We start from the raw sequence: 21,158 nt of genomic DNA on the forward strand, positions 1-21,158 counted from the left end.
CGCGGCCGCGTCACATCAATGGATGATCGTGCCGATGCGGTGGAAGTCCACGCCGCCGGTACCCCAGCCCTTCCAGCTCATCCAGATCATGAAGGCCTTGCCCGCCAGGTCCTGCTCCGGCAGGCAGCCCCACCACCGGCTGTCGGTGCTGTTGTTGCGGTTGTCGCCCATCACGATGTAGCAGCCCGGCGGCACCCTGGACGGCACCACCGCGTTCGGGATCGAATTGGGCGTGGTGTAGGCGGGCATGCGCGCGATGGTGTGGTTCACCACCTTGCCGTCCTCGCGCACCAGATGCTCGGTCCACACGGTGGCCCCCATGTCCAGCATCAGGCGCTCTTCGTCGCGCTGCGGGTTGCCCACGTAGGGGCCGATCTCGTCGGCCTGCACGGGCTTGCCGTTGATCACCAGGTCGGAGCCCTGGATCTCCACCGTGTCGCCGGGCAGGCCGATCACGCGCTTGATCCAGTTCTGGCTCGGCACCGGCGCATGCGGATCGGCGCAGCTGATGTCGCCGCTGCGCACCAGCTTGCCGCTGGCGTCGCGGCACAGGAACCCTGGCCAGCGGAATACGACCACGTCGCCGCGTTTCGGCTCGCCGAGATCGAGGAACTTGGTGTTGAACGCCGGCAGGCGCAGCCCGTAGGCGAACTTGTTGACCAGGATGAAATCGCCCACGTCGAGCGTGGGCATCATCGAGCCGGACGGGATGCGGAACGGCTCGGCCACGAACGAGCGCAGCAGCAGCACCACCAGCACCACCGGGAACAGCGAGCGTGCCCAGTCCACCGGCGCCGGATCGCGGTACTCGCTGCCGGCCGCGTCGAGGCGCGCCTTGCGCTTCTTGTAGAAGAACAGCCGGTCCAGCCCCCACACCACGCCGAACAGCACGGTGAGGGCGAGGAGGATCGCGGAGAAATCGAATTCCATACGGATTCCTTGGAGGTGCGGGGCGCGCTTACTTGTCCACTTTCAACACGGCGAGGAAGGCTTCCTGCGGAATCTCCACCCGGCCAACCTGCTTCATGCGCTTCTTGCCTTCCTTCTGCTTTTCCAGAAGTTTCTTCTTGCGGCTGACGTCGCCGCCGTAGCACTTGGCCAGCACGTTCTTGCGCAGCGCCTTGACCGTGGAGCGCGCGATGATCTGCGCGCCGATCGCCGCCTGGATCGCCACGTCGAACTGCTGGCGCGGGATCAGGTCCTTCATGCGCTCGACCAGTTCGCGGCCACGCCGGTCCGCGTGCGAGCGGTGCACGATCAGGCTCAGCGCGTCCACGCGGTCGCCGTTGATCAGCACGTCCACGCGCACGAACGGGCCCGCCTCGAAGCGCTCGAAGTGGTAATCCATCGAGGCGTAGCCGCGCGACACCGACTTCAGGCGGTCGAAGAAGTCCAGCACCACCTCGGCCAGTGGCAACTCGTAGGTGATCTGCACCTGGCTGGCCAGGTACTGGATCGAGCGCTGCACGCCGCGCTTTTCCTCGCACAACGTGATGACGTTGCCGATGTAGTCCGGCGGGGTGAGGATGCTGGCCACGATGATGGGTTCGCGGATCTCCTCGATCTGCGGCACCGGCGGCAGCTTGGCCGGGTTGTCCAGCGGCAGCACCGTGCCGTCGGTCTTCAGCACCTCGTACACCACGGTCGGCGCGGTGGTGATGAGGTTGAGGTCGTACTCGCGCTCCAGCCGCTCCTGCACGATCTCCATGTGCAGCATGCCGAGGAAGCCGCAGCGGAAGCCGAAACCCATCGCCTCGGAGCTCTCCGGCTCGAAGAACAGCGCGGCGTCGTTGAGGCGCAGCTTGTCCAGCGCCTCGCGCATTGCCGGGAAATCGTCGGCGGATACCGGGAACAGGCCGGCGAACACGCGCGGCTGCATGGTCTGGAAGCCCGGCAGTGGCTCGGCGGCAGGTTTGCCTGCGTGGGTGAGCGTGTCGCCCACCGGCGCGCCGTGCACGTCCTTGATCGAGGCGTTGACCCAGCCCACCTCGCCCGCCGAGAGCTTTTCCAGCTTCTTGCGCTTGGGCGTGAACACGCCCACCTCGTCCACCTCGTGGGTGCGTCCAGTGGACATCACCAGCAGCTTGTCGCCGGGCTTGATCTCGCCCTGCATCACCCGCACCAGCGACACCACGCCGAGGTAGTTGTCGAACCAGGAGTCGATGATCAGCGCCTGCAGCCGGTCGGTGTCGCGCGGCTTCGGCGGTGGGATGCGCGCCACGATGGCTTCGAGCACCTCGACCACGTTCAGGCCGGTCTTCGCGCTGATCGCCACCGCGTCGGTGGCGTCGATGCCGATCACCGCCTCGATCTCGCCCTTCACCTTCTCGATATCGGCGGTGGGCAGGTCGATCTTGTTGAGCACCGGCACCACTTCCAGGCCCATCTCAACGGCCGTGTAGCAGTTGGCGACGGACTGCGCCTCCACGCCCTGGGCGGCATCCACCACCAGCAGCGCGCCCTCGCAGGCGGCCAGCGAGCGGCTGACTTCATAGGAGAAGTCCACGTGGCCGGGCGTGTCGATGAAGTTGAGCTGGTAGGTCTTGCCGTCGCGTGCCTTGTAAGGCAGCGACACCGACTGCGCCTTGATGGTGATGCCGCGCTCGCGCTCGATCGGATTGTTGTCCAGCACTTGCGCTTCCATCTCGCGCTCGGCCAGGCCGCCGCAGATCTGGATGATGCGGTCGGCCAGCGTGGACTTGCCGTGGTCGATGTGGGCGATGATGGAGAAGTTGCGGATCAGTTCCATGGAGCGCGGGGAGCCAGCCTTGCCTTGGGTATGCCGCCGGAGCGGCGACGCGAACCCCGTATTGTCGCATGGAACCGTGAACCGCGGGTCGCCGCCGCACGCCCTTCCCGAGGCCGCGCGCGCCCGCAGGCGACACGGAGGACGTCGCCGCCCTCCGTGTCGTCCGGCATCACTTGTCGGCCGGCACGGTCAGGCCGAAGAAGCGGTTCTGGCCGTTGCGGCGCACCAACAGCAGCACGGTGGAACCGGCCTTCACGTCCTTCGTCGCGGCCCGGAATGCCGCCACGCTGCCGACCGGCTGCTGGTCGACCATCAGGATCACGTCGCCCGGCTGCAGGCCGGCCTGGGCCGCCACGTCGCCGGTGATGTCGCCGATCAGCACCCCCTGCCCCGGCTTCAGGTCCATCTGCTTGCGGGTGGCGTTGTCCAGCGGCTGCACGGTGAGTCCCAGCGCGGCGCTGCCGCTGCTCGCGCCCGGCATCGCGCCGCCGTTGTCCACCGCGTTCTGATCGCGCGGCGCCGCACCGATGCTGACCTGCAGGGTCTGCTTCCTGCCGTGGCGCAGGATCTCCACCGGCACCCGCGTCCCGGGCTTGGTCAGGCCCACCAGCGGCGGCAGGTCCGCAGGGCTGCGGATCGCGTGGCCGTCGTAGTCGAGAATGATGTCGCCGGGCTGGAGGCCGGCCTTCTCCGCACCGCTGTCCGGAGTCACCTGGGCCACCGCCGCGCCGGAGGCGTCGGGCAGCTTGTAGGCCTTCTCCATGTCGTCGCTGACCTCCTGCACCACGACGCCCAGCTGGCCGCGCGTCACGTAGCCCTTGGTCTTCAGCTGCTCCACCGCGTTCATCGCCACGTCGATCGGGATCGAGAACGCCACGCCCTGGTAGCCGCCGGTGCTGGAATAGATCTGCGAGTTGATGCCCACCACCTGGCCCTGCAGGTTGAACAGCGGGCCACCGGAGTTGCCCTTGTTGATCGGCACGTCGGTCTGGATGAACGAGGTATAGGGCTGGTCCTGGCTGCCGAGGTTGCGGCCCACCGCGCTCACGATGCCCTGGGTCACGGTGTAGTCGAAGCCGAATGGCGAGCCCATCGCCAGCACCCATTGGCCGGGCTTGAGGTTGCCCGAGTCGCCGATGCTCACCGTGGGCAGGCTGCCGCCTGCGCTCACCTTGAGCAGCGCGATGTCGTAGGTGGGGTCGGTGCCTACCACCTTGGCGTCGAGGATGCGCCGGTCCTGCAGGCGCACTATCACCTTGTCCGCGTGATCGACCACATGGTTGTTGGTGAGGATGTAGCCGTCCGCCGAGATGATGAAACCCGAGCCCAGCGAGGTGTGCGCCTGCTCCGCCGGTGACGGCATCATCGGCATGCCGAAGAAGCGACGGAACAGCTCGGCCTGCGGATCATCCGGCACGCCGCCCGGCCCGGACAGGCTGCGCACGCGGGGCTTGCCGCCGCCGCTGTATTTCGCCTCCACTTGCACCACGGCGGGCGCGTTCTTCTGCACGATACCGGTGAAATCCGGCAGGGAAGCCGCAGCCGGCGCCGGCTGGGCCCGCACGTTCGGCACGGCCAGCACCGCACCGGCCAGGGCGCAGCACACCAGCAGACTCAGGCTCGAGCTGCGCAGGATGGACGATTTCATGACGCCTCCTATGTATCGTTTCGAACAAGGGAACGGACACGCGTCGCCCGCGGCCGGGACGGACCGGGTGCGAGCTGGACTGATGGGGAATGGCGGACCGCGGAGCGCGCACGCGGCCCGATCTCACTGGGCGCTGGCGGCGCCCTGGCGTGGGGCGTCCGGCACCTGCTGCTGGGCTGGGTCGAGCAGGATCAGATAGCTGCCGTCGTGATTGTCCAGCGTGCGATAGCGCTGGACGCGGAACGGCGACATGCCGCGGGCATAGGGCGACGACAGGCCCGCGTCGACGGGCGCCCCCAGCGTGGCCGCGGCGCGCTGGCTGAGCAGGCCGGGCACCTTGCCGCTCAACCACGGTGGCACCACCGCCACCTCCGGCTGCGGCACCGCGGCCGGTGCGCTGCGCACCGGCATGCCCGGCGCCGCCTGCGCGGTCAGCGAAGCCGCGTGCCGCTCGGCATCGCCGGTCGGCTGGGCAATCATCAGCGCCGCGGCGGCAACACCGGCCGCGATCGCGCCGCCGGCCGACCAGCGCAGCCAGCGCTGGTGGCGTGGTGCGGCGGCCACAACGGCCTCCTGCTCGATCGCCAGCATCACCCGCGACACGAAGCCGGCTTCGGCCAGCGGCGGCAGCTGCCGGCGCAGACCGTCGCGGGCCACGTGGTAGCTCACCCAGGTGCGCCGCAACTCGCCGTCGTGGTCGAGCCGGCGCAGCAGGAAGCGCAACTCCTCGTGCGACAGTTCGCCGTCGATGCCGGCCGAAAGGTGCTCGCGCGCATGCTGATGCTGGTCTGACTGGTTCATGTCTGGTCCTCGCGTTCCGACAACAGCGGCCGCAACTTCTCGTCGATCGCCTCGCGGGCACGGAAGATGCGCGAACGCACCGTACCGATCGGGCAGCCCATGGCCTCGGCGATTTCCTCGTAACTCAGGCCGTCCACCTCGCGCAGCGTGATGGCCACCCTGAGTTCCTCGGGCAGCGCTTGGACAGTGGAAAACACCGAATGTTCAATTTCCTGCCGCATCAGCTCGCGTTCGGGGGTGGCGCTGTCGTGCATGCGCTCGGCGCCGGACAGGAACACGGCCTCCTCCGCATCGATGTCGTCGGTGGGCGGACGCCGCCCCATCGCCACCAGATGGTTCTTGGCGGTGTTCACCGCGATCTTGTACAGCCAGGTGTAGAACGCGCTGTCGCCGCGGAACGAGCCGATCGCCCGCCACGCGCGAATGAAAGCCTCCTGGGCGATGTCCTCGCACTCGGCATGGCTCTTCACGTAGCGCGAGACCAGCCCCACCACCTTGTGCTGATACTTGCGCACCAGGAGGTCGAAGGCGCGCTTGTCGCCGCCCTGCACGCGTTCGACCAGTGCCCGGTCCAGTTCGTTTTCGCCCGTCCGGGCCGTATCCGTCGTCAATGCCGTCTTCCGCTGCGGAGCTTGTGCCTGAACGAGCGCGCTGCTCAGACCGGGGTCGGGCGCGCAAGTTCAGCGTCGCCCCGAGTGTAACGATTTCACCCTGACGCATGGCCTGGCCAGCGTTCGCCCGCCGCAGCGCAGCCGCGGGCAACCCCTGCATGGGGGCGACGGGGGAAGCGCTCAAGCCGGCACGGCGGCCGGCTGGCCCAGCAGTTGCTGGCGCTCGGCCAGCAGCCGCTCGAAGGAGACCACCGGCAGCGGCCGGCAGAACAGGTAGCCCTGCAGCTCGTCGCAATCGTGGGCGCGCAGGAAGGCGAGGTGCTGTTCGGTCTCCACGCCCTCGGCCACCACGCTGCGGCCCAGCCGGTGCGCCATCTCGATGGTGGCGCGCACGATCGCCTCGTCGTCCGGGTCCACCCCGATGTTGCGCACGAAACTCTGGTCGACCTTGATGCGGTCAGCCGGCAGCTTGCGCAGATAGTCCAGCGAGGCGGCGCCGGTACCGAAGTCGTCGATCGCAATGCGGCAGCCGAGGCGGTGCAGCGCCTGCAGGTTCTCCACCAGGTTCGGCGCGGCCTTGATGCTGATGCTTTCGGTGACCTCCAGTTCCAGCAGGGTGGGGTCGAGGCCGGTTTCCTGCAGCGCACGGAACACCGTGGCCGGCAGTTTCGGCTCCATCAGCTGCAACGCGGACAGGTTCACGCCCAGGCGCAGGCGCAGGCCGTAGCGCTGTTCCCACTCCTGGGCCTGGCGACAGGCGGTGCGCAGCACCCACTCGCCGATCGGCACGATCAGCCCGGTTTCCTCCGCCAGCGGCACGAACACCGCCGGGCTTATCGGCCCCAGCTCGGGGTGTTCCCAGCGCAGCAGCGCCTCCATCCCCACGATGTCCTCGCTCTCGGTGCCGACCTGCGGCTGGTAGACCAGGCGCAACTCGCCGTTGCCGAGCGCATGGCGCAGGCGCGAACGCAGCGCCAGGCCATGCTCGCGCGCGTACTCCGGGCTCACCTCGTAGATGCGGCAGGTGTTGCGGCCCTGGCGCTTGGCGGCGTACATCGCCTCGTCGGCGTGCTTGAGCAGGGTTTCCGTATCGGGCGCGTCGTCGGGGAAGAAGCTCACGCCGATCGATACACCGACCTGCAGGCTGGTGCCGTTCTCCAGCTGCAGCGGCTCGCCCACCACCTGCAGGATCTTCTCGGCGATCCGCTGCACGTCGTCGTTCTTCACGATGTGCCGCAGCACCACGGTGAACTCGTCACCGGCATAGCGCGCCACCGTGTCGGAGGCGCGCACGCTGCCGCGCAGGCGGCGGGTGACCTCCTGCAGCACCTGGTCGCCGGCGGCGTGGCCATGGGTGTCGTTGATCGTCTTGAAGTGGTCGAGGTCCACGAACAGCACCGCGAAGCACTCGCCGTTGCGCACCGCCTCGCGCAGGATCGATTCCAGCCGGTCGCCGAACAGCAGGCGGTTCGGCAGGCCGGTGAGCGCATCGAGCAGGCCCTCGGCGCGCCCCTGCTCGCGCGTGAGCCCCAGCTCCAGCCCTTGCGCGAAGCGAGCCGCCGCACACCGCAGCAGCGGCTCCATGATCGCCATGTCACCGAAGCCCCGGCGGCTGCCGGCCAGCATGGCACCCAGCACTACACGGCGCTCGTCGAGCAGCGGCAGGCCCACGAAACCGGACAGCTCGAGCAGCGGCAGCAGCGGATCGGCCGGCGCACGCTGCAGCGCCTCGTTGCGGTAAAGCACCGATTCCCCGTCCAGCACGCGTTGCAGCAGCACTTGCGCCTCGACCGGCGGCCAGGCCGGCTCCGCGCCGTTCCACAGCTGCAACATCGGCGCCAGGAACTCGCTGCCCTCGTTGCGCACCGGCCATACCGCGAGGTAATCCAGCGCCAGCTCGTCGAACAGCAGCCGCGCGGTGGCATCGCGGGTGGCGCCACCACCGCTGGTGGCGAAGATGCGCGCCAGCAAGGCCAGCGCGTTCTCCGCGGCGCTGGGTGCAGGGGCGGGCGCCGCCGGCGCGGCAGCGGGCGGCAATTGCCGCCAGCGCGCCAGCAGCTCGGTTTCGATCCGGGCCGAAGGCAGCCAGCCGACAATGTCGTCGGGCAGCTGCGCGGCCTGCAGCGGGGCCTCCTCGTCGACGATCGCCAGCAGCGGCACGCCCGCGCCGGCCCCCAGCGCACGCAGCTGTTCGCAACACCGGCGCGCCTGCACGGCGTCGGGGCCGAGCACCGCCACCATCAGCTCCAGCGACTGGCGCCCCTCCAGCAGGATCGCCGCGTGCTGCGCGTCGCGGGCGCTGTGGATGTGCCGGCATCCCGCCTGGTCGAATACGTCGAAGAGGCGACGGCGCAGGTCGCGGCGGGCGGCGAGTACGAGGATGCCTTCGCTCATGCCGACCCCAGAGCCTGGTCGTGATCTCCGAGCACCCCGCGCCGGGAGCCGTTTGCACGCAGGCCAGGGAAGAACGAAAGCACGCGGGAAGAACCCATGGACACACTCGGCTTTGAGGAGCGCGGAGCGGACGTCCGTCCACGACCGGGTGATGACGCCGGCATGGAGGCAGACAGACCCGGCCCTTCGGCTTGCCTTGCCGTGGCCGCCATGCGGCAGCGCGCGGCTAGACCTGCCTGCCAGGCAGGCGCTGCGCCACGCGCCACCACCTGGCAGCCACTCGATGACAACGCGGGGTGTCTGGAGACCATGATCGGGCTCTCAACTCAGCCAGCGGCCGTCGCGCAGGCGCAGGCGCTGCGGCAACTCGGGCTCGCTGTCGATGCAGGTGATCAATTCGCCCAGTTGCTCGACCAGGGCCAGCGGTGCATTCAGCAGCACCACGCGGCGCAGGTGCCCGGTGGTTGCCCGCGCCAGCTGCCGCAGCAGGGTGAGGTCGGCCGCCGCCAGCGGCAGCTCCAGTTCCTGCAGCACGTAGACGCCGAAATGCATGCTCTGCTGCATGTAGCGCAACGCCTGGCCGAGGCGCTGCGCATCCGGCACGCGCGCATGCGCATCGCGCAGGCTCGACAGGCCCTGGCCCGGCTGCCACAGGTACACCGCCTGCCCGCTGTGGCGGGCAATGCTGCGGAAATGTTCCAGCAACGCGACGCCGTCCTCGCTGCGCACGGCCACCACCCCGGCCGGCGCGGCCAGGATCCGCTCGAAGACGTCATGACCGGAGGATGGCAAGGGCATGTCCATCATCGATGTCATCGTGGCTCCCTGGATCGTTCGGTGCGGGCTGGCGGATTGGTGCGCCACCGGCCGGCCCCATGGCGCATTCTCCACGGTTTGCGCCCATTCTGGGACCTGCCCGCCGCCATGGAGGGCGAACCGCTTCACATTCGACCGCTCGGGGATCCCGGAAAGTGTCGCAAGTCCGTGCGCAGCGCCGTCCGGCCACATCTCGCATTCGTCCGGACGGGACGGTATGGTTCAGGCTTCGTCCACCACCTCCCCCTCGCCCATGTTCGAAGGATTGCGCTTCAACCACTGGAAGACGAGCCTGGACGAGCACGGCATCGTCACGCTCACCCTCGACCGCGCCGGCAGCAGCGTCAACGCGATCAACCGCGCCGTGCTGGACGAGCTGGGCCAGATCGTCGAGCGCCTGGCGATCGAGCAGCCGGCCGGCGTGATCGTGCATTCCGCCAAGCCCGCCGGCTTCGCGGTAGGCGCGGACATCAGGGAATTCGTGGAGTACGCGAGACAGGGCAGCGTGCTGGAGAACATCGAGAACGGCCAGCAGGTGTACGAGGCGCTGGCCCGGCTGCCCTGCCCCACGGTGGCGGCGGTGCACGGCGCTTGCATGGGCGGCGGCACCGAGCTGATCCTGGCCTGCCGCCAGCGCATCGCCGCGGACGACGACCGGACCCGCATCGCCCTGCCCGAGGTGATGCTCGGCATCCACCCCGGCTGGGGCGGCAGCGCGCGCCTGCCGCGGCTGATCGGCGCACCCGAGGCGCTGCCGCTGATGCTGACCGGCAAGTCCCTGTCGGCCAGGCGCGCGCTGGCGCTGGGCGTGGTCGACCGCGTGGCACCGCCCGACGAGTTGCTGGCCGAGGCGCGCGCCCTGCTGCGCCGCCCGCAGCCGCGGCCGTTCGCGCGGCGTGCCAAGGCCTGGCTCACGAACTGCTGGCCGGCCCGGCAGATCCTCGCGCCGATGGTGATGAAGCAGACCGCCGCCAGGGTACGCAAGGAGCACTACCCCGCCCCGTTCGCGCTGATCGACGTGTGGCAGCGCGGCGGCGGCGATATCCGCCAGCGGTTGAAACTGGAAGCGCGCTCGGTGGCGAAGCTGGCGGCCACGCCCACCGCGCACAACCTGATCCGCGTGTTCTTCCTGCAGGAGCGGCTGAAGAGCCAGGGCGCCGGCACCGAACACGGCATCCGGCGCGTGCACGTGGTGGGCGCCGGCGTGATGGGCGGCGACATCGCCGCCTGGATCGCGCTGAAGGGCTTCGAGGTGAGCCTGCAGGATCGCGAGATGAAACTCGTGCAGCCCGCGCTGGACCGTGCCCGCCAACTTTACGGGAAGAAGCTGAAGACGCCGGAAAAGATCGAAGCCGCCATCCAGCGCCTGCGTGGCGACGTGGAAGGCACCGGCGTGAAGGATGCCGACCTCGCCATCGAGGCGATCTACGAGAACGCCGAGGCCAAGGAAGCGCTGTACGCCGCCATCGAGCCGCAGTTCCAGGCGGCGGAGATCCTGGCCAGCAATACGTCCAGCATTCCGCTGGACGAGCTGCGCAGGAACCTCAGGGCGCCACAGCGCTTCCTGGGCCTGCACTTCTTCAACCCGGTGGCGCAGATGCCGCTGGTCGAGGTGGTGCGCCACGACCGGCTCGACCCGGCCATCGAGAAGCGCGCACTGGCGTTCTGCAAGGCCATCGGCAAGCTGCCGGTGGCGGTGAAAGGCACGCCCGGCTTCCTGGTGAACCGCATCCTGATGCCCTACCTGCTGGAGGCGTTGCGCCTGTACAACGAGGGCGTACCCGGCCCGGTGCTGGACAAGGCGGCGAAGCAGTTCGGCATGCCGATGGGACCGATCGAGCTGGCCGACACCGTGGGCCTTGACGTGTGCGTCTCGGTGGGCAGGGAGCTCGCTCCGTTCCTCGGGCTGGAGCTGCCGCCGGGGCTGGAGGGCAAGCTCGACGCCGGCAAGCGCGGCAAGAAGGATGGCCAGGGCCTGTACGTGTGGCAGGACGGCAAGCCGATCAAGCCGGAAGTCGATCCCGACTACCAGCCTTCGCCCGACCTGCAGGACCGCATGATCCTGGCGCTGGTCAACGAAGCGGTGGCCTGCCTCGCCGACGGCGTGGTGGACGACGCCGACCTGCTCGACGCCGGAGTGATCTTCGGCACCGGCTTCGCGCCGTTCCGCGGCGGCCCGATCCAGTACGTGCGCAGCGAGGGCGCGGGCATGATCAAGGCGAAGCTGGAACGACTGGCGCAACGCCACGGCGCCCGCTTCACGCCCCGGCAAGGCTGGGACCACCCGGCGCTCGCGACCGGCGTCGACGCGATCTGAGCGCGCGCGTCGCCTGCGGCAGCGCCCGGCACCCGGCCCGGGATATCTGGTCGAGTCCGGTGCGAACGACCCGGCCTACCAGACCAGGTCGTCGGGCACGCCGTCGTCGCCGCTGCCAGCGGCATCGGGATCGACCAGCAGCGCCAGCTGGTGGGCGTCGATCGCCCGCACCTGTTCGGCGACCTCGCGCGCGACCAGCAGGTAGCGTCCGGCCTGCTGCACCACGCCAAGTTCGCCCCCGTTGAGCGCCGCCAGCTGGGCCGCATCGACGTGGATACGGCGGATCTTGCCGCCGTACTCGAAGTTGCGCACCAGCTCGGTCTCGGCCTTGTTCAGGACCTTGCCGTCCAGCAGCTGCTGGATCCGCTGCTTGCGTTCGCGGCGCAGGCGCGCCTGCTCCTCGGCCTCCTGCTGGGCCCGCTTGCGCTCGTTCGCTTCCGTCTGGGCGCGGATCGCATAGGCCTTGGCGAGGTCGATGTCCTCCTGGTTGCGGCGAGGCGCCGGCGGCTTGCCGCCCTGGCCTTGCGGCCTGTCGTCCGGCCGACGCTTGCGTTCGGCGCCGTGCTTTTCCTCGCGGATTTGCTTGACAAGGCCGCTCTTCAGCAGCTGGTCGCGCAGGGATTCACCCATGATCCTGGTTCCGATGATGCTCGATGCTGTTCATTGGCGATCGTCCATGATCGCGGAAATCAAACGGGCGGCCATCCTTGGCCGCACTCTTCAATCACTGGCGATCGTCCATGATCGCGGAGGTCAAACGGACGGCCATTCCTGGCCACACTCTCAATAGTGCGGCGGCGGCGGTTCGCTGTGCGGGTCGGGCGCCGAGCCCAGCCGCACGCTCTGCAATTCCTGGCGCAGCAGGTGCAGCAGGCGCTCCAGCTCGACGATGCGCATCGCCTGCTCGGCATCGGCCGCCGCCAGCGCCTGCACGGTGTCGTCGATGAAGGTCAACCGCACCTCGAGGTCGGCCAGGCGCTGTTCGATCGCGTCCATCAGCGGGGCGCCCGCAGGCTGCGTCCGCGGCCGATGCCGTAGTAGGCCAGGCCCGCGTCTTCCACCGTCGCAGGGTCGTAAAGGTTGCGGCCGTCGAAGATCGCCGGTGTTTTCAGCTCGGCTCGGATGCGCGCGAAGTCCGGACTGCGGAAGGCCTTCCATTCGGTGACGATGGCCAGCGCGTCCGCCCCCTGCAATGCATCCCAGGCGTGCTCGCACAGCACGAGGTCCGCGCGCTCGCCGTAGATGCGCCGGGTTTCCTCGCGCGCCTCCGGATCATAGGCCTGCACGCGTGCGCCGGCTGCCCATAGCGCCTCCATCAGGCGGCGGCTGGAGGCTTCGCGCATGTCGTCGGTGTTCGGCTTGAACGCCAGGCCCCACAGCGCGATGGTCCTGCCGGCCAGTTGGCCGTCGAAATGGCGCGCGATCAGCTCGAACAGCTTGGTCTTCTGGTCCTGGTTCACCGCCTCGACCGCGCCGAGCAGACGGGCGTCGTAGCCCACGCCTCGCGCGGTGCGCTCCAGCGCCTGCACATCCTTGGGGAAGCAGGAGCCGCCGTAGCCGGCACCGGGGTAGATGAAGTGGTAGCCGATGCGGGGATCGGCGCCGATGCCCTGGCGCACCAGCTCCACGTCGGCGCCCACGCGCTCGGCGATGTTGGCGATCTCGTTCATGAAGCTGATCTTGGTCGCCAGCATCGCATTGGCGGCGTACTTGGTGAGTTCGGCCGAGCGCTCGTCCATCACCACGGTACGGTCGTGATTGCGGTTGAACGGCGCATACAGCTTGCGCAGCGTGGCCACCGCGCGTGCGCTGGAGCTGCCGATCACGATGCGGTCGGGGCGCAGGCAGTCCTCCACCGCGTCGCCTTCCTTGAGGAATTCAGGGTTGGAGACCACATCGAACTCGACGTTCGCGCCGCGCGCGGCCAGTTCCGCCGCGATCGCCGCGCGCACGCGGTCGGCGGTGCCCACCGGCACGGTGGACTTGTTCACCACCACGGCATAGCGGTCCAGATGCTGGCCGATGGATCTGGCCACGCCCAGCACGTACTTCAGGTCGGCGCTGCCGTCCTCGTCGGGCGGCGTGCCCACCGCGATGAAGATCACCTCGCCGTGCGCGATCGCCGGCGCGGCGTCGGTGGTGAAATCGAGCTGGCCGGCGGCGTGGTTGCGTCGGACGAGGGGCTCCAGGCCCGGCTCGTAGATCGGGATCTCGCCGCACCCGAGGCGTTCGACCTTGGCCGCGTCGATGTCGACGCAAACCACGTGATTGCCCATTTCGGCGAGACAGGCGCCGGTGACCAGACCGACATAGCCGGTGCCGAAGATCGTGACTTTCATCGTGCTGCCGATTCCTCTTCCAACGAACGCGCATTCTAACCGCGGCGGTGCCGTCGTGGTCGGGCAAAGCAAGAGGGCGCGAATCGCTTCGCGCCCTCTTCGGTACCGCTGACGGAGCCGCGCTTACTTGGCCGCGGGAGCGGCGGGCGTCGGCTTGGTGCTGACCAGGGTCACGTCGAAGATCAGCGTGGCGTTCGGCGGCATCGGCGGCTGCGGCTCGGCGCCGTAGGCCAGGTTCGCCGGAATGAACAGCTTGTAGTGGCCGCCCACCTGCATCAGCTGCAGGCCTTCGCGGAAGCCCGGGATCACGCCGGCCAGCGGGATGTCGGCCGGACCCGGCGGATTGTGCTTGGAGGAGGCGTCGAACACCTGGCCGTTGATGAAGCTGCCGGTGTAGTCGATCTTCACCGTGTCGTTCGGACCGGGACGGGCGCCGGTGCCCTGGGTGATCACCTGATACTGCAGGCCCGAGGCCGTGGTCTTCACGCCCGGCTGCGTCTTGTTCTTGGCGAGGAAGGCATCGCCCTCGGCCTTGTTCTTGGCCGCCAGCTTGGTCATCTCGGCCTCGTACTTGGCCTTGATCTTGGCCATGAAGGCATCGTGCACCTGCTTGGCCTCGGCCTCGCTCATGGTCGGCTTCTGGCCGGACAGCGCAGCCTTCACGGCATTCGCCACGGCGGTCGGATCCAGCTCCTCGCGCATGATCGGCGGAACCTGGGAAGCAATCTCCCAGCCCACCACGTAGCTGGCCTTGGCCTTGTCGACCGTGCCGGCGGCGGCCTTGGTGGTCGTCTGGGCGGCGTAGACACCCGCCGACATGCCCAGCGCCGTGGCCATTGCGACCGCGGTCAGCGTGGGACGCAGAAAATGCTTCATTCGAAACTCCCTCGTGTTGGATATGCCGGTGCCGCCGGCCGGGCCCCCACTGCGGAGGCATGGTCGCCCATTGTGGGACGGCCGCGCCGGGCTTGCAATCGGGTCCGGATGGGACAGCCAGGCCGCGGAAAGGTTCAGCAGCGGCCCGGCGGGAAAGGCCCCGCCAGGCACGCCCGACGGCGCGTTCTCAGGGAGGATCGCCCTGCCCCGGCGGCTCCGGCTTGTCCAGCGTCTCCTTCAGCGCGGCCTGCAGCCGCGCGTGCAGTTTCACCAGCGCGCGCCAAAGGACCACCGCCAGCACCACGCCGGCCACCAGCAGCGACAGCGCCACCCCGAACGGCGGCAGGATCGCCGAACCCAGCGCGCCGACCAGCAACGCCAGCGCGAGCAGGGTGGCCAGCGGAATCAGCCGCGCCAGCACGCTGCGGATCGCATGCGTGTAGGCACCGGCAAAGCGCTCGCGGATACCCAGCTCTGCCAGCAGCATGCCAAGCGCCTCGGCCTTGCGGTACACCGCGATCAGCATCGGCAGCGACAGGAACAGCGCACAGGCCCAGATCAGCGTATGGCGCAGGTCGCGATGGATGCCGAACTGCGAGAACCAGCCCCAGCTGTGCGCGTTCACGTACGCGCCGATCACGAACAGCGTGACCACCAGCAGCACGTTGACCGCTATGTGCCACAACAGGCGGCGCAGCATTGCGGCCAGCACCGCGTTCTCGTTGACCGGCCGGAGGTTCTCCAGCCAGCCGCTGTAGCTGTCGACCAGCAGCCGCAGGGAGCGCGGCGTAATGCGCGACAAGCCATCGGCCAGCCGGTCGGCCGAACGGTTCAGGTACGGCGACGCCGCCATGCACAGCACCGACACCGCGACCGCGATCGGATAGAGAAAGTCGCCGATCGCACCCAGCGACAGCCCCAGGGTGGCGATCACGAAGGAGAACTCGCCGATCTGCGCCATGCCCAGGCCCGAGCGCAACGCGGTGCGCGCGTCGTAACCCACCACCAGGATCCCCAGGCTGCAGGCCAGCGTCTTGCCCGCGACCACGACCGCGGCGACCACCAGCGCCGGCAACGCGTACTGCCACAGCATCGCCGGATCGATCTTCAGGCCGATCGCCACGAAGAACAGCGCCGCGAACATGTCGCGCAAGGGCTCGACCAGGTGCAGCACACGCCCCACGCTGCGCGCCTCGGCCACCACCGCACCGGCGAGGAAGGCGCCCAGCGCCACGCTGAAGCCCATCCACGCCGCCAGCAGGCTGGCGCCGAAGCAGATGCCGAGCACGCTCACCAGCAGCGTCTCGTCGCGGCCGAAGCCGGCCACGTAGTCCACCAGCCGCGGCAACAGCAGCAGGCCCAGGATCATGCCCACCACCACGAACAGGCCGAGGTGGCCGATCAGCGCGAACGCGGTGTCCGCACGGACGGTGCCGCCGATCGCCACCGCGGTGAGCAGGGTGAGCATCACGATGGCGAGCACGTCCTCGGCCACCAGCAGCCCCACCACCAGCTTCGCAAACGGCTGCTCCTGCCTGCCGCCCTCCTTCAGCGTCCGCGTGGCAACCATGGTCGAGGACAGCGCGATGATCGCGCCGAGGAACAGCGCATCAATGCCCTTCCAGCCGAACAGGCTGCCCAGGCCCACGCCGATCCACAGCATCAGGCCGACTTCCAGCACCGCCACCGCAAGCACGCCGATGCCTACCTCGCGCAACTTGCGCACGCTGAACTCCAGGCCCAGCGTGAACATCAGCAGCACCACGCCGAGGTTGGAGATGTCGTCGATCGCACGCGGATCGGCCACCAGCATGCCCGGCGTATGCGGGCCGATCAGCACGCCGGCCAGGATGTAACCGAGCAGCACCGGCTGGCGCAGGCGCTGGAACAGGATCGTGGTGGCGCCGGCAACGAGCATCACCATCGCGAGGTCGCGGATGAAGCCGATCTCGTGCATGTCTTCCTCTCGCTGTGCCCGGTCGGAAAGCTTAAACGATGCCCTGCGCGGATCGCGGTCGATGCCCGGCTAGCGTCGCCAGCCCGGCCTCGACGACCACGTGAAAATTTCTTGAAAAAAAGCTTGACGGATATGCGACCCACACCTATTCTTTGCGGCTTCCAGCGGCGGGGCCATAGCTCAGCTGGGAGAGCGCCTGCATGGCATGCAGGAGGTCGGCGGTTCGATCCCGCCTGGCTCCACCAACCTAACCCGTCCCCATCGTCTAGAGGCCTAGGACATCACCCTTTCACGGTGGCGACCGGGGTTCGAATCCCCGTGGGGACGCCAAGGTCGGAACGCGTTGTACGTTGCCTGGAAACCAAATGTGGAGCGGTAGTTCAGTCGGTTAGAATGCTGGCCTGTCACGCCGGAGGTCGCGGGTTCGAGTCCCGTCCGCTCCGCCACGATCAAGCAGAAGAACCGCCCCTCGGGCGGTTTTTTTGTTGTTCGGGTATCTGTGCGTTCGTCCATGAGCGCGAAGATCAAGAAGCGGCCATCCATGACCGCACTCTTCAGAAAAAGCCGCTACGACCCAACGCTCACCATCGGCTTCAGCGTACCGGTCGAATGCCCCTGCTCCGCCAGGTACTCCAGCCAACGCGCAAGGAAACCGTTCATCTGCAGGCGATGCTGGAACACCGTGTGCGCCGGCGCGAACGGGCCGAGCACCTGCCACAGGTGCCGGCCGGGATGGCAATGCAGCGCTTCGGCCACATGGGCATCGGTGTACATCCGCAGCTGCGCCGACGGCGCGCGATGGCCGGTATGCGCATCGACGAAGCCATAGGTGAGCTCCAGCTCCAGCGTGTAGGGATGCCGCTCCTGCACCGCCAGATGCACGTTGAGCCCATCGTCCACGTCCGATACGTACTGCCCCGGTGCCAGTTGCTGCGGCGCGAACAGCCGCGTCAATCGATGGTAGTTCTCCGCGTACAGGCCCATCAGGAACTCGAAGCGTCCCGGCAACAGGCTGTGGCGGTCGTCGAGTACGGCACTCATGGCGGACGCTGGCTACTCCGGTGCGGTTTCAGAACATGGTGCGCTCGATGCCGAGGTTCGCGAAGATCTTGCTCGCGATCTCCTCGATCGATACGTGCGTGGTGTTGAGGGAGGGGATGCCGGCCTGGCGCATCAGCCTGTCGGCCTGCTCCAGTTCCCATTTGCACTGCTTGAGCGTGGCGTAGCGGCTGCCCGCCCGGCGCTGCTCGCGGATCTGCGCCAACCGTTCCGGTTCGATGGTGAGGCCGAACAGGCGGTCACGGTACGGCCGCAGGCGCGACGGCAATTCCAGTTTCTCCAGGTCTTCCTCGGTCAGCGGATAGTTGGCGGCACTGACGCCGTAATGCAAGGCCATGTACAGGCAGGTCGGCGTCTTGCCGGAGCGCGACACGCCGACCAGGATCAGGTCGGCCTGCGCATAGTCCACGTCGATGCCGTCGTCGTGCGACAGCGCGTAGTTGGTGGCGTTGATGCGCGCCTCGTACTTGTCGAAATCCACCAGTCCGTGCGAACGGTTCACCGCACCGGAGCGCTTGGCCCCCAACTCCGCCTCCAGCGGGCCGATGAACGGCGCGAACACATCCAGCATCAGCGCGCCGCTGCCGGCCACGATGTCGCACAGTGCGCGGTCGGCCATGGTGTTGACCACGATTGGTCGCTCGCCGCTTTTCGCGTAATGCGTCTTGATGCGCAACGCGGCCGCCTCGGCCTTGTGCGCATCGTCGATGAAAGGCAGGCGATGCTTGTCGAAGCGCAGCCCCTCGAACTGCGCGAGGATGCTGTTGCCGATCGTCTCCGCGGTGATGCCGGTGGAGTCGGAAATGAAGAAAACCGTGCGCTGCATGAAGAGTCCGAAGGTCGAGGCGCCTGCCTGTCGCGCACCTTAGCGCAAGGCTCGAAAGCTGTCGCCGCCGGCCCGGCGGGCCAGCGGCGCGAGAGCCGCCCCGGGCCGCGAGGCGACGCGGTCGCCGCCCCCACACACCGACTCCCGCCTGACTGGTATGCAGTTGGCGCGGCGCCGGATGGCATTGGTCTTCTTGTGCCGCGCACCATCGACAGCGGACAATACCAATTCTTTGTGGCCCGCTTCGTGCCTTCGCCGCGCGACCATTCCACTATCTGCAGCGCTTCCTTCAGGAGATTCCCCTTGAACCACCTGGTGCTTTGGCTCGACCAACTGCGCATGACCGACCTCGGCAAGGTCGGCGGCAAGAACGCCTCGCTCGGCGAAATGATCGGCAACCTGGCCAAACTCGGGGTTTCCGTACCCGGCGGGTTCGCCACCACGGCCGACGCATTCCAGCAGTACCTGGAAAAGAGCGGCGTGGCCAGGCGCATCGCCGAGCGCCTTGCCGACCTGGACGTGGACGACGTGGACGCGCTCACGAAGGCCGGCAAGGAAATCCGCGAGTGGGTCATCGAGACTCCGTTGCCCGCCGAGCTCGATCAGGCGATCCGCGACGCCTACGCGAAGTTGTGCAAGGACACCGGCGCCGACGACATCGCCGTGGCCGTGCGCTCCTCCGCCACCGCCGAGGATCTGCCCGACGCCAGCTTCGCCGGCCAGCAGGAAACCTTCCTCAACGTGGTCGGCATCGACGACGTGCTGCACAAGGTGAAGGAAGTCTTCGCCTCGCTGTACAACGACCGCGCGATCGCCTACCGCGTGCACCAGGGCTTCGCCCACGCAGAGGTGTTCCTCTCCGCCGGCGTGCAGCTGATGGTGCGCTCGGACGTGGGCGCCTCTGGCGTGCTGTTCACGCTCGATACCGAGTCGGGCTTCCGCGACGTGGTGTTCGTCACCGGCAGCTACGGCCTCGGCGAGATGGTCGTGCAGGGCGCGGTGAACCCGGACGAGTTCTACGTGTTCAAGCCCACGCTGAAGGCAGGCAAGCCGGCGGTGCTGCGCCGGAGCCTCGGCGCCAAGCAGCTGCGCATGGTGTATTCGAACCAGCCCGGCGAGCGCGTGAAGACCGAGAGCACGCCGGACGAGCTGCGCAACAGGTTCTGCATCAGCGATGCCGACGTCGAGGAGCTGGCGAAGCAGGCGTTGGTCATCGAGCAGCACTACGGCCGCCCGATGGACATCGAATGGGCGAAGGACGGCCACACCGGCAAGCTGTACATCGTGCAGGCGCGCCCGGAAACGGTGAAGTCGCGCGCCCAGGCCACCCAGCTCGAGCGCTTCCACCTCAGCGAGAAGGGCAAGGTGCTGGCCGAGGGCCGCGCGATCGGCCAGAAGATCGGCGCCGGCAAGGCGCGCGTGGTGCGCTCGCTGGCGGACATGAACAAGGTGCAGGCCGGGGACGTGCTGGTCGCCGACATGACCGACCCCGACTGGGAGCCGGTGATGAAGCGCGCCAGCGCCATCGTCACCAACCGCGGCGGCCGCACCTGCCACGCGGCGATCATCGCGCGCGAGCTGGGCGTGCCCGCCGTGGTCGGTACCGGCAACGCGCTGGAACTGATCCCCGACGGCGCCGAGGTCACCGTGTCCTGCGCCGAGGGCGACACCGGCACGATCTACGCGGGCCACCTGAAGTTCGAGCGCATCACCGCCGACCTCGGCGCGATGCCCGAGGCGCCGCTGAAGATCATGATGAATGTGGCCAACCCCGAGCGCGCGTTCGACTTCGGCATGCTGCCGAACGCCGGCATCGGCCTGGCCCGCCTGGAGATGATCATCGCCAGCCACATCGGCGTGCACCCGAAGGCACTGCTGGAATACGGCAAGCAGGACGCCGAGACGAAGGCGAAGATCGACGAGCGCATCGCCGGCTACGCCGGCCCGGTCGAGTTCTACGTGGACCGCCTCGCCGAGGGCATCGCCACCATCGCCGCCTCGGTATACCCGAAGCCGGTGATCGTGCGCATGAGCGACTTCAAGTCCAACGAATACGCCAACCTGCTCGGCGGCTCGCGCTACGAGCCTCACGAGGAGAATCCGATGATCGGCTTCCGCGGCGCCAGCCGCTACGTCGATCCCAGCTTCGCCGAGGCGTTCGGGCTGGAATGCAAGGCGGTCAAGCGCGTGCGCGAGACGATGGGGCTGGACAATGTGTGGGTGATGATCCCGTTCGTGCGCACGCTGGACGAAGGCCGCAAGGTCGTCGAAGTGCTGGCGAAGAACGGCCTCAGGCAGGGCGGCAGCGTCAATGGAGAGCAGAACCTCAAGATCATCATGATGTGCGAGGTGCCTTCCAACGCCCTGCTCGCCGAGGAATTCCTCGACATCTTCGACGGCTTCTCGATCGGCTCCAACGACCTCACCCAGCTCACCCTGGGCCTGGACCGCGACTCGTCGATCGTTGCCGGCCTGTTCGACGAACGGAATCCCGCGGTGAAGAAGCTGCTGTCCATGGCGATCCAGACCGCACGCACCAAGGGCAAGTACGTGGGCATCTGCGGCCAGGGCCCCAGTGACCATCCCGACCTCGCCGAATGGCTGATGGACCAGGGCATCGAGTCGGTGTCGCTGAATCCCGATACCGTGGTCGACACCTGGTTGCGGCTGGCGAAGAAGAAGGCCGGCTGATCCGATCAAGCGCGACCGACCAGGCGCGCACCGGCTTGCCCGGTGCGCGCTTGCGTTTCTGCCGCCCGGGCTTC

At 68.2% G+C, this 21,158-nt stretch carries 16 protein-coding genes and 3 tRNA genes; 5 read left to right on the top strand and 14 right to left on the bottom strand.

All coding sequences use genetic code 11. The features are described 5' to 3' along the window. Nucleotides 1–15 precede the first annotated feature (15 nt). The 7 genes from lepB to ACQGNW_RS15410 form a co-directional block, all read right to left on the bottom strand. The gene (gene lepB / locus ACQGNW_RS15380; protein ID WP_426664108.1) at nt 16–930 is read right to left on the bottom strand and encodes a signal peptidase I; all 915 of its coding nucleotides are present in this window, start codon (nt 928–930) and stop codon (nt 16–18) included. A 28-nt stretch (nt 931–958) separates the two neighbouring features. Further along, complete coding sequence (gene lepA, locus ACQGNW_RS15385) at nt 959–2,749, bottom strand: translation elongation factor 4 (RefSeq protein WP_426664109.1); 1,791 nt, start codon at nt 2,747–2,749, stop codon at nt 959–961. Nucleotides 2,750–2,918: 169 nt separating this feature from the next. Next, nucleotides 2,919–4,397, bottom strand: coding sequence for a DegQ family serine endoprotease (locus ACQGNW_RS15390; protein ID WP_426664110.1), 1,479 nt, complete (start codon nt 4,395–4,397; stop codon nt 2,919–2,921). A 123-nt stretch (nt 4,398–4,520) separates the two neighbouring features. Further along, complete coding sequence (locus ACQGNW_RS15395) at nt 4,521–5,198, bottom strand: sigma-E factor negative regulatory protein (protein WP_426664111.1); 678 nt, start codon at nt 5,196–5,198, stop codon at nt 4,521–4,523. Beyond that, nucleotides 5,195–5,809: an RNA polymerase sigma factor RpoE gene (gene rpoE / locus ACQGNW_RS15400; RefSeq protein ID WP_426664112.1), complete on the bottom strand. Its 615-nt coding sequence runs from the start codon at nt 5,807–5,809 to the stop codon at nt 5,195–5,197. The genes ACQGNW_RS15395 and rpoE overlap by 4 nt, the downstream gene beginning before the upstream one ends. Before the next feature lie 180 nt (nt 5,810–5,989). Further along, nucleotides 5,990–8,203, bottom strand: a complete 2,214-nt coding sequence (locus ACQGNW_RS15405) for a putative bifunctional diguanylate cyclase/phosphodiesterase (RefSeq protein ID WP_426664113.1) — start codon at nt 8,201–8,203, stop codon at nt 5,990–5,992. Nucleotides 8,204–8,524: 321 nt separating this feature from the next. After that, a complete protein-coding gene (locus ACQGNW_RS15410; protein ID WP_426664114.1) occupies nt 8,525–9,019 on the bottom strand; it encodes a hypothetical protein in 495 nt (164 codons plus the stop codon). A 253-nt stretch (nt 9,020–9,272) separates the two neighbouring features. Here ACQGNW_RS15410 and ACQGNW_RS15415 point away from each other — a divergent pair, with 253 nt between their 5' ends. Next, nucleotides 9,273–11,336, top strand: a complete 2,064-nt coding sequence (locus ACQGNW_RS15415; RefSeq protein ID WP_426664115.1) for a 3-hydroxyacyl-CoA dehydrogenase NAD-binding domain-containing protein — start codon at nt 9,273–9,275, stop codon at nt 11,334–11,336. Between the two features lie 75 nt (nt 11,337–11,411). On the opposite strand, the gene ACQGNW_RS15420 is transcribed toward ACQGNW_RS15415, so the two are convergent. The 5 genes from ACQGNW_RS15420 to ACQGNW_RS15440 all read right to left on the bottom strand — a co-directional run bounded on the left by ACQGNW_RS15420 (nt 11,412) and on the right by ACQGNW_RS15440 (nt 16,508). Further along, nucleotides 11,412–11,966, bottom strand: a complete 555-nt coding sequence (locus ACQGNW_RS15420) for a DUF2058 domain-containing protein (RefSeq protein ID WP_426664116.1) — start codon at nt 11,964–11,966, stop codon at nt 11,412–11,414. A gap of 153 nt (nt 11,967–12,119) precedes the next feature. Then, nucleotides 12,120–12,332: a SlyX family protein gene (locus ACQGNW_RS15425; RefSeq protein ID WP_426664117.1), complete on the bottom strand. Its 213-nt coding sequence runs from the start codon at nt 12,330–12,332 to the stop codon at nt 12,120–12,122. Next, nucleotides 12,332–13,675 (bottom strand): UDP-glucose dehydrogenase family protein, encoded by a 1,344-nt coding sequence (locus tag ACQGNW_RS15430; protein WP_426664118.1) that lies wholly within the window; start codon nt 13,673–13,675, stop codon nt 12,332–12,334. The genes ACQGNW_RS15425 and ACQGNW_RS15430 overlap by 1 nt, the downstream gene beginning before the upstream one ends. 123 nt (nt 13,676–13,798) lie before the next feature. Further along, nucleotides 13,799–14,551, bottom strand: coding sequence for an FKBP-type peptidyl-prolyl cis-trans isomerase N-terminal domain-containing protein (locus ACQGNW_RS15435; RefSeq protein ID WP_426664119.1), 753 nt, complete (start codon nt 14,549–14,551; stop codon nt 13,799–13,801). A 187-nt stretch (nt 14,552–14,738) separates the two neighbouring features. Beyond that, nucleotides 14,739–16,508 (bottom strand): cation:proton antiporter, encoded by a 1,770-nt coding sequence (locus ACQGNW_RS15440; protein ID WP_426664120.1) that lies wholly within the window; start codon nt 16,506–16,508, stop codon nt 14,739–14,741. A 169-nt stretch (nt 16,509–16,677) separates the two neighbouring features. Between ACQGNW_RS15440 and ACQGNW_RS15445 the strand changes: the two genes are divergently transcribed. From ACQGNW_RS15445 to ACQGNW_RS15455, 3 genes are all read left to right on the top strand, one after another. Beyond that, a tRNA-Ala gene (locus ACQGNW_RS15445) sits at nt 16,678–16,753 on the top strand. 9 nt (nt 16,754–16,762) lie between these two features. After that, nucleotides 16,763–16,838: transfer RNA gene (locus tag ACQGNW_RS15450), tRNA-Glu, on the top strand. A gap of 39 nt (nt 16,839–16,877) precedes the next feature. Next, nucleotides 16,878–16,954: transfer RNA gene (locus tag ACQGNW_RS15455), tRNA-Asp, on the top strand. 121 nt (nt 16,955–17,075) lie between these two features. On the opposite strand, the gene ACQGNW_RS15460 is transcribed toward ACQGNW_RS15455, so the two are convergent. After that, the gene (locus ACQGNW_RS15460; RefSeq protein ID WP_426664121.1) at nt 17,076–17,549 is read right to left on the bottom strand and encodes a DUF1249 domain-containing protein; all 474 of its coding nucleotides are present in this window, start codon (nt 17,547–17,549) and stop codon (nt 17,076–17,078) included. 28 nt (nt 17,550–17,577) lie between these two features. Then, complete coding sequence (gene ppsR / locus ACQGNW_RS15465; protein ID WP_426664122.1) at nt 17,578–18,393, bottom strand: posphoenolpyruvate synthetase regulatory kinase/phosphorylase PpsR; 816 nt, start codon at nt 18,391–18,393, stop codon at nt 17,578–17,580. 303 nt (nt 18,394–18,696) lie between these two features. On the opposite strand from ppsR, the gene ppsA reads away from it, so the two are divergent. After that, a complete protein-coding gene (gene ppsA, locus ACQGNW_RS15470; protein WP_426664123.1) occupies nt 18,697–21,084 on the top strand; it encodes a phosphoenolpyruvate synthase in 2,388 nt (795 codons plus the stop codon). Nucleotides 21,085–21,158 lie beyond the last annotated feature (74 nt).

It is taken from the genome of Rhodanobacter aciditrophus, from assembly GCF_050026795.1.
Lineage (GTDB): Bacteria > Pseudomonadota > Gammaproteobacteria > Xanthomonadales > Rhodanobacteraceae > Rhodanobacter_A.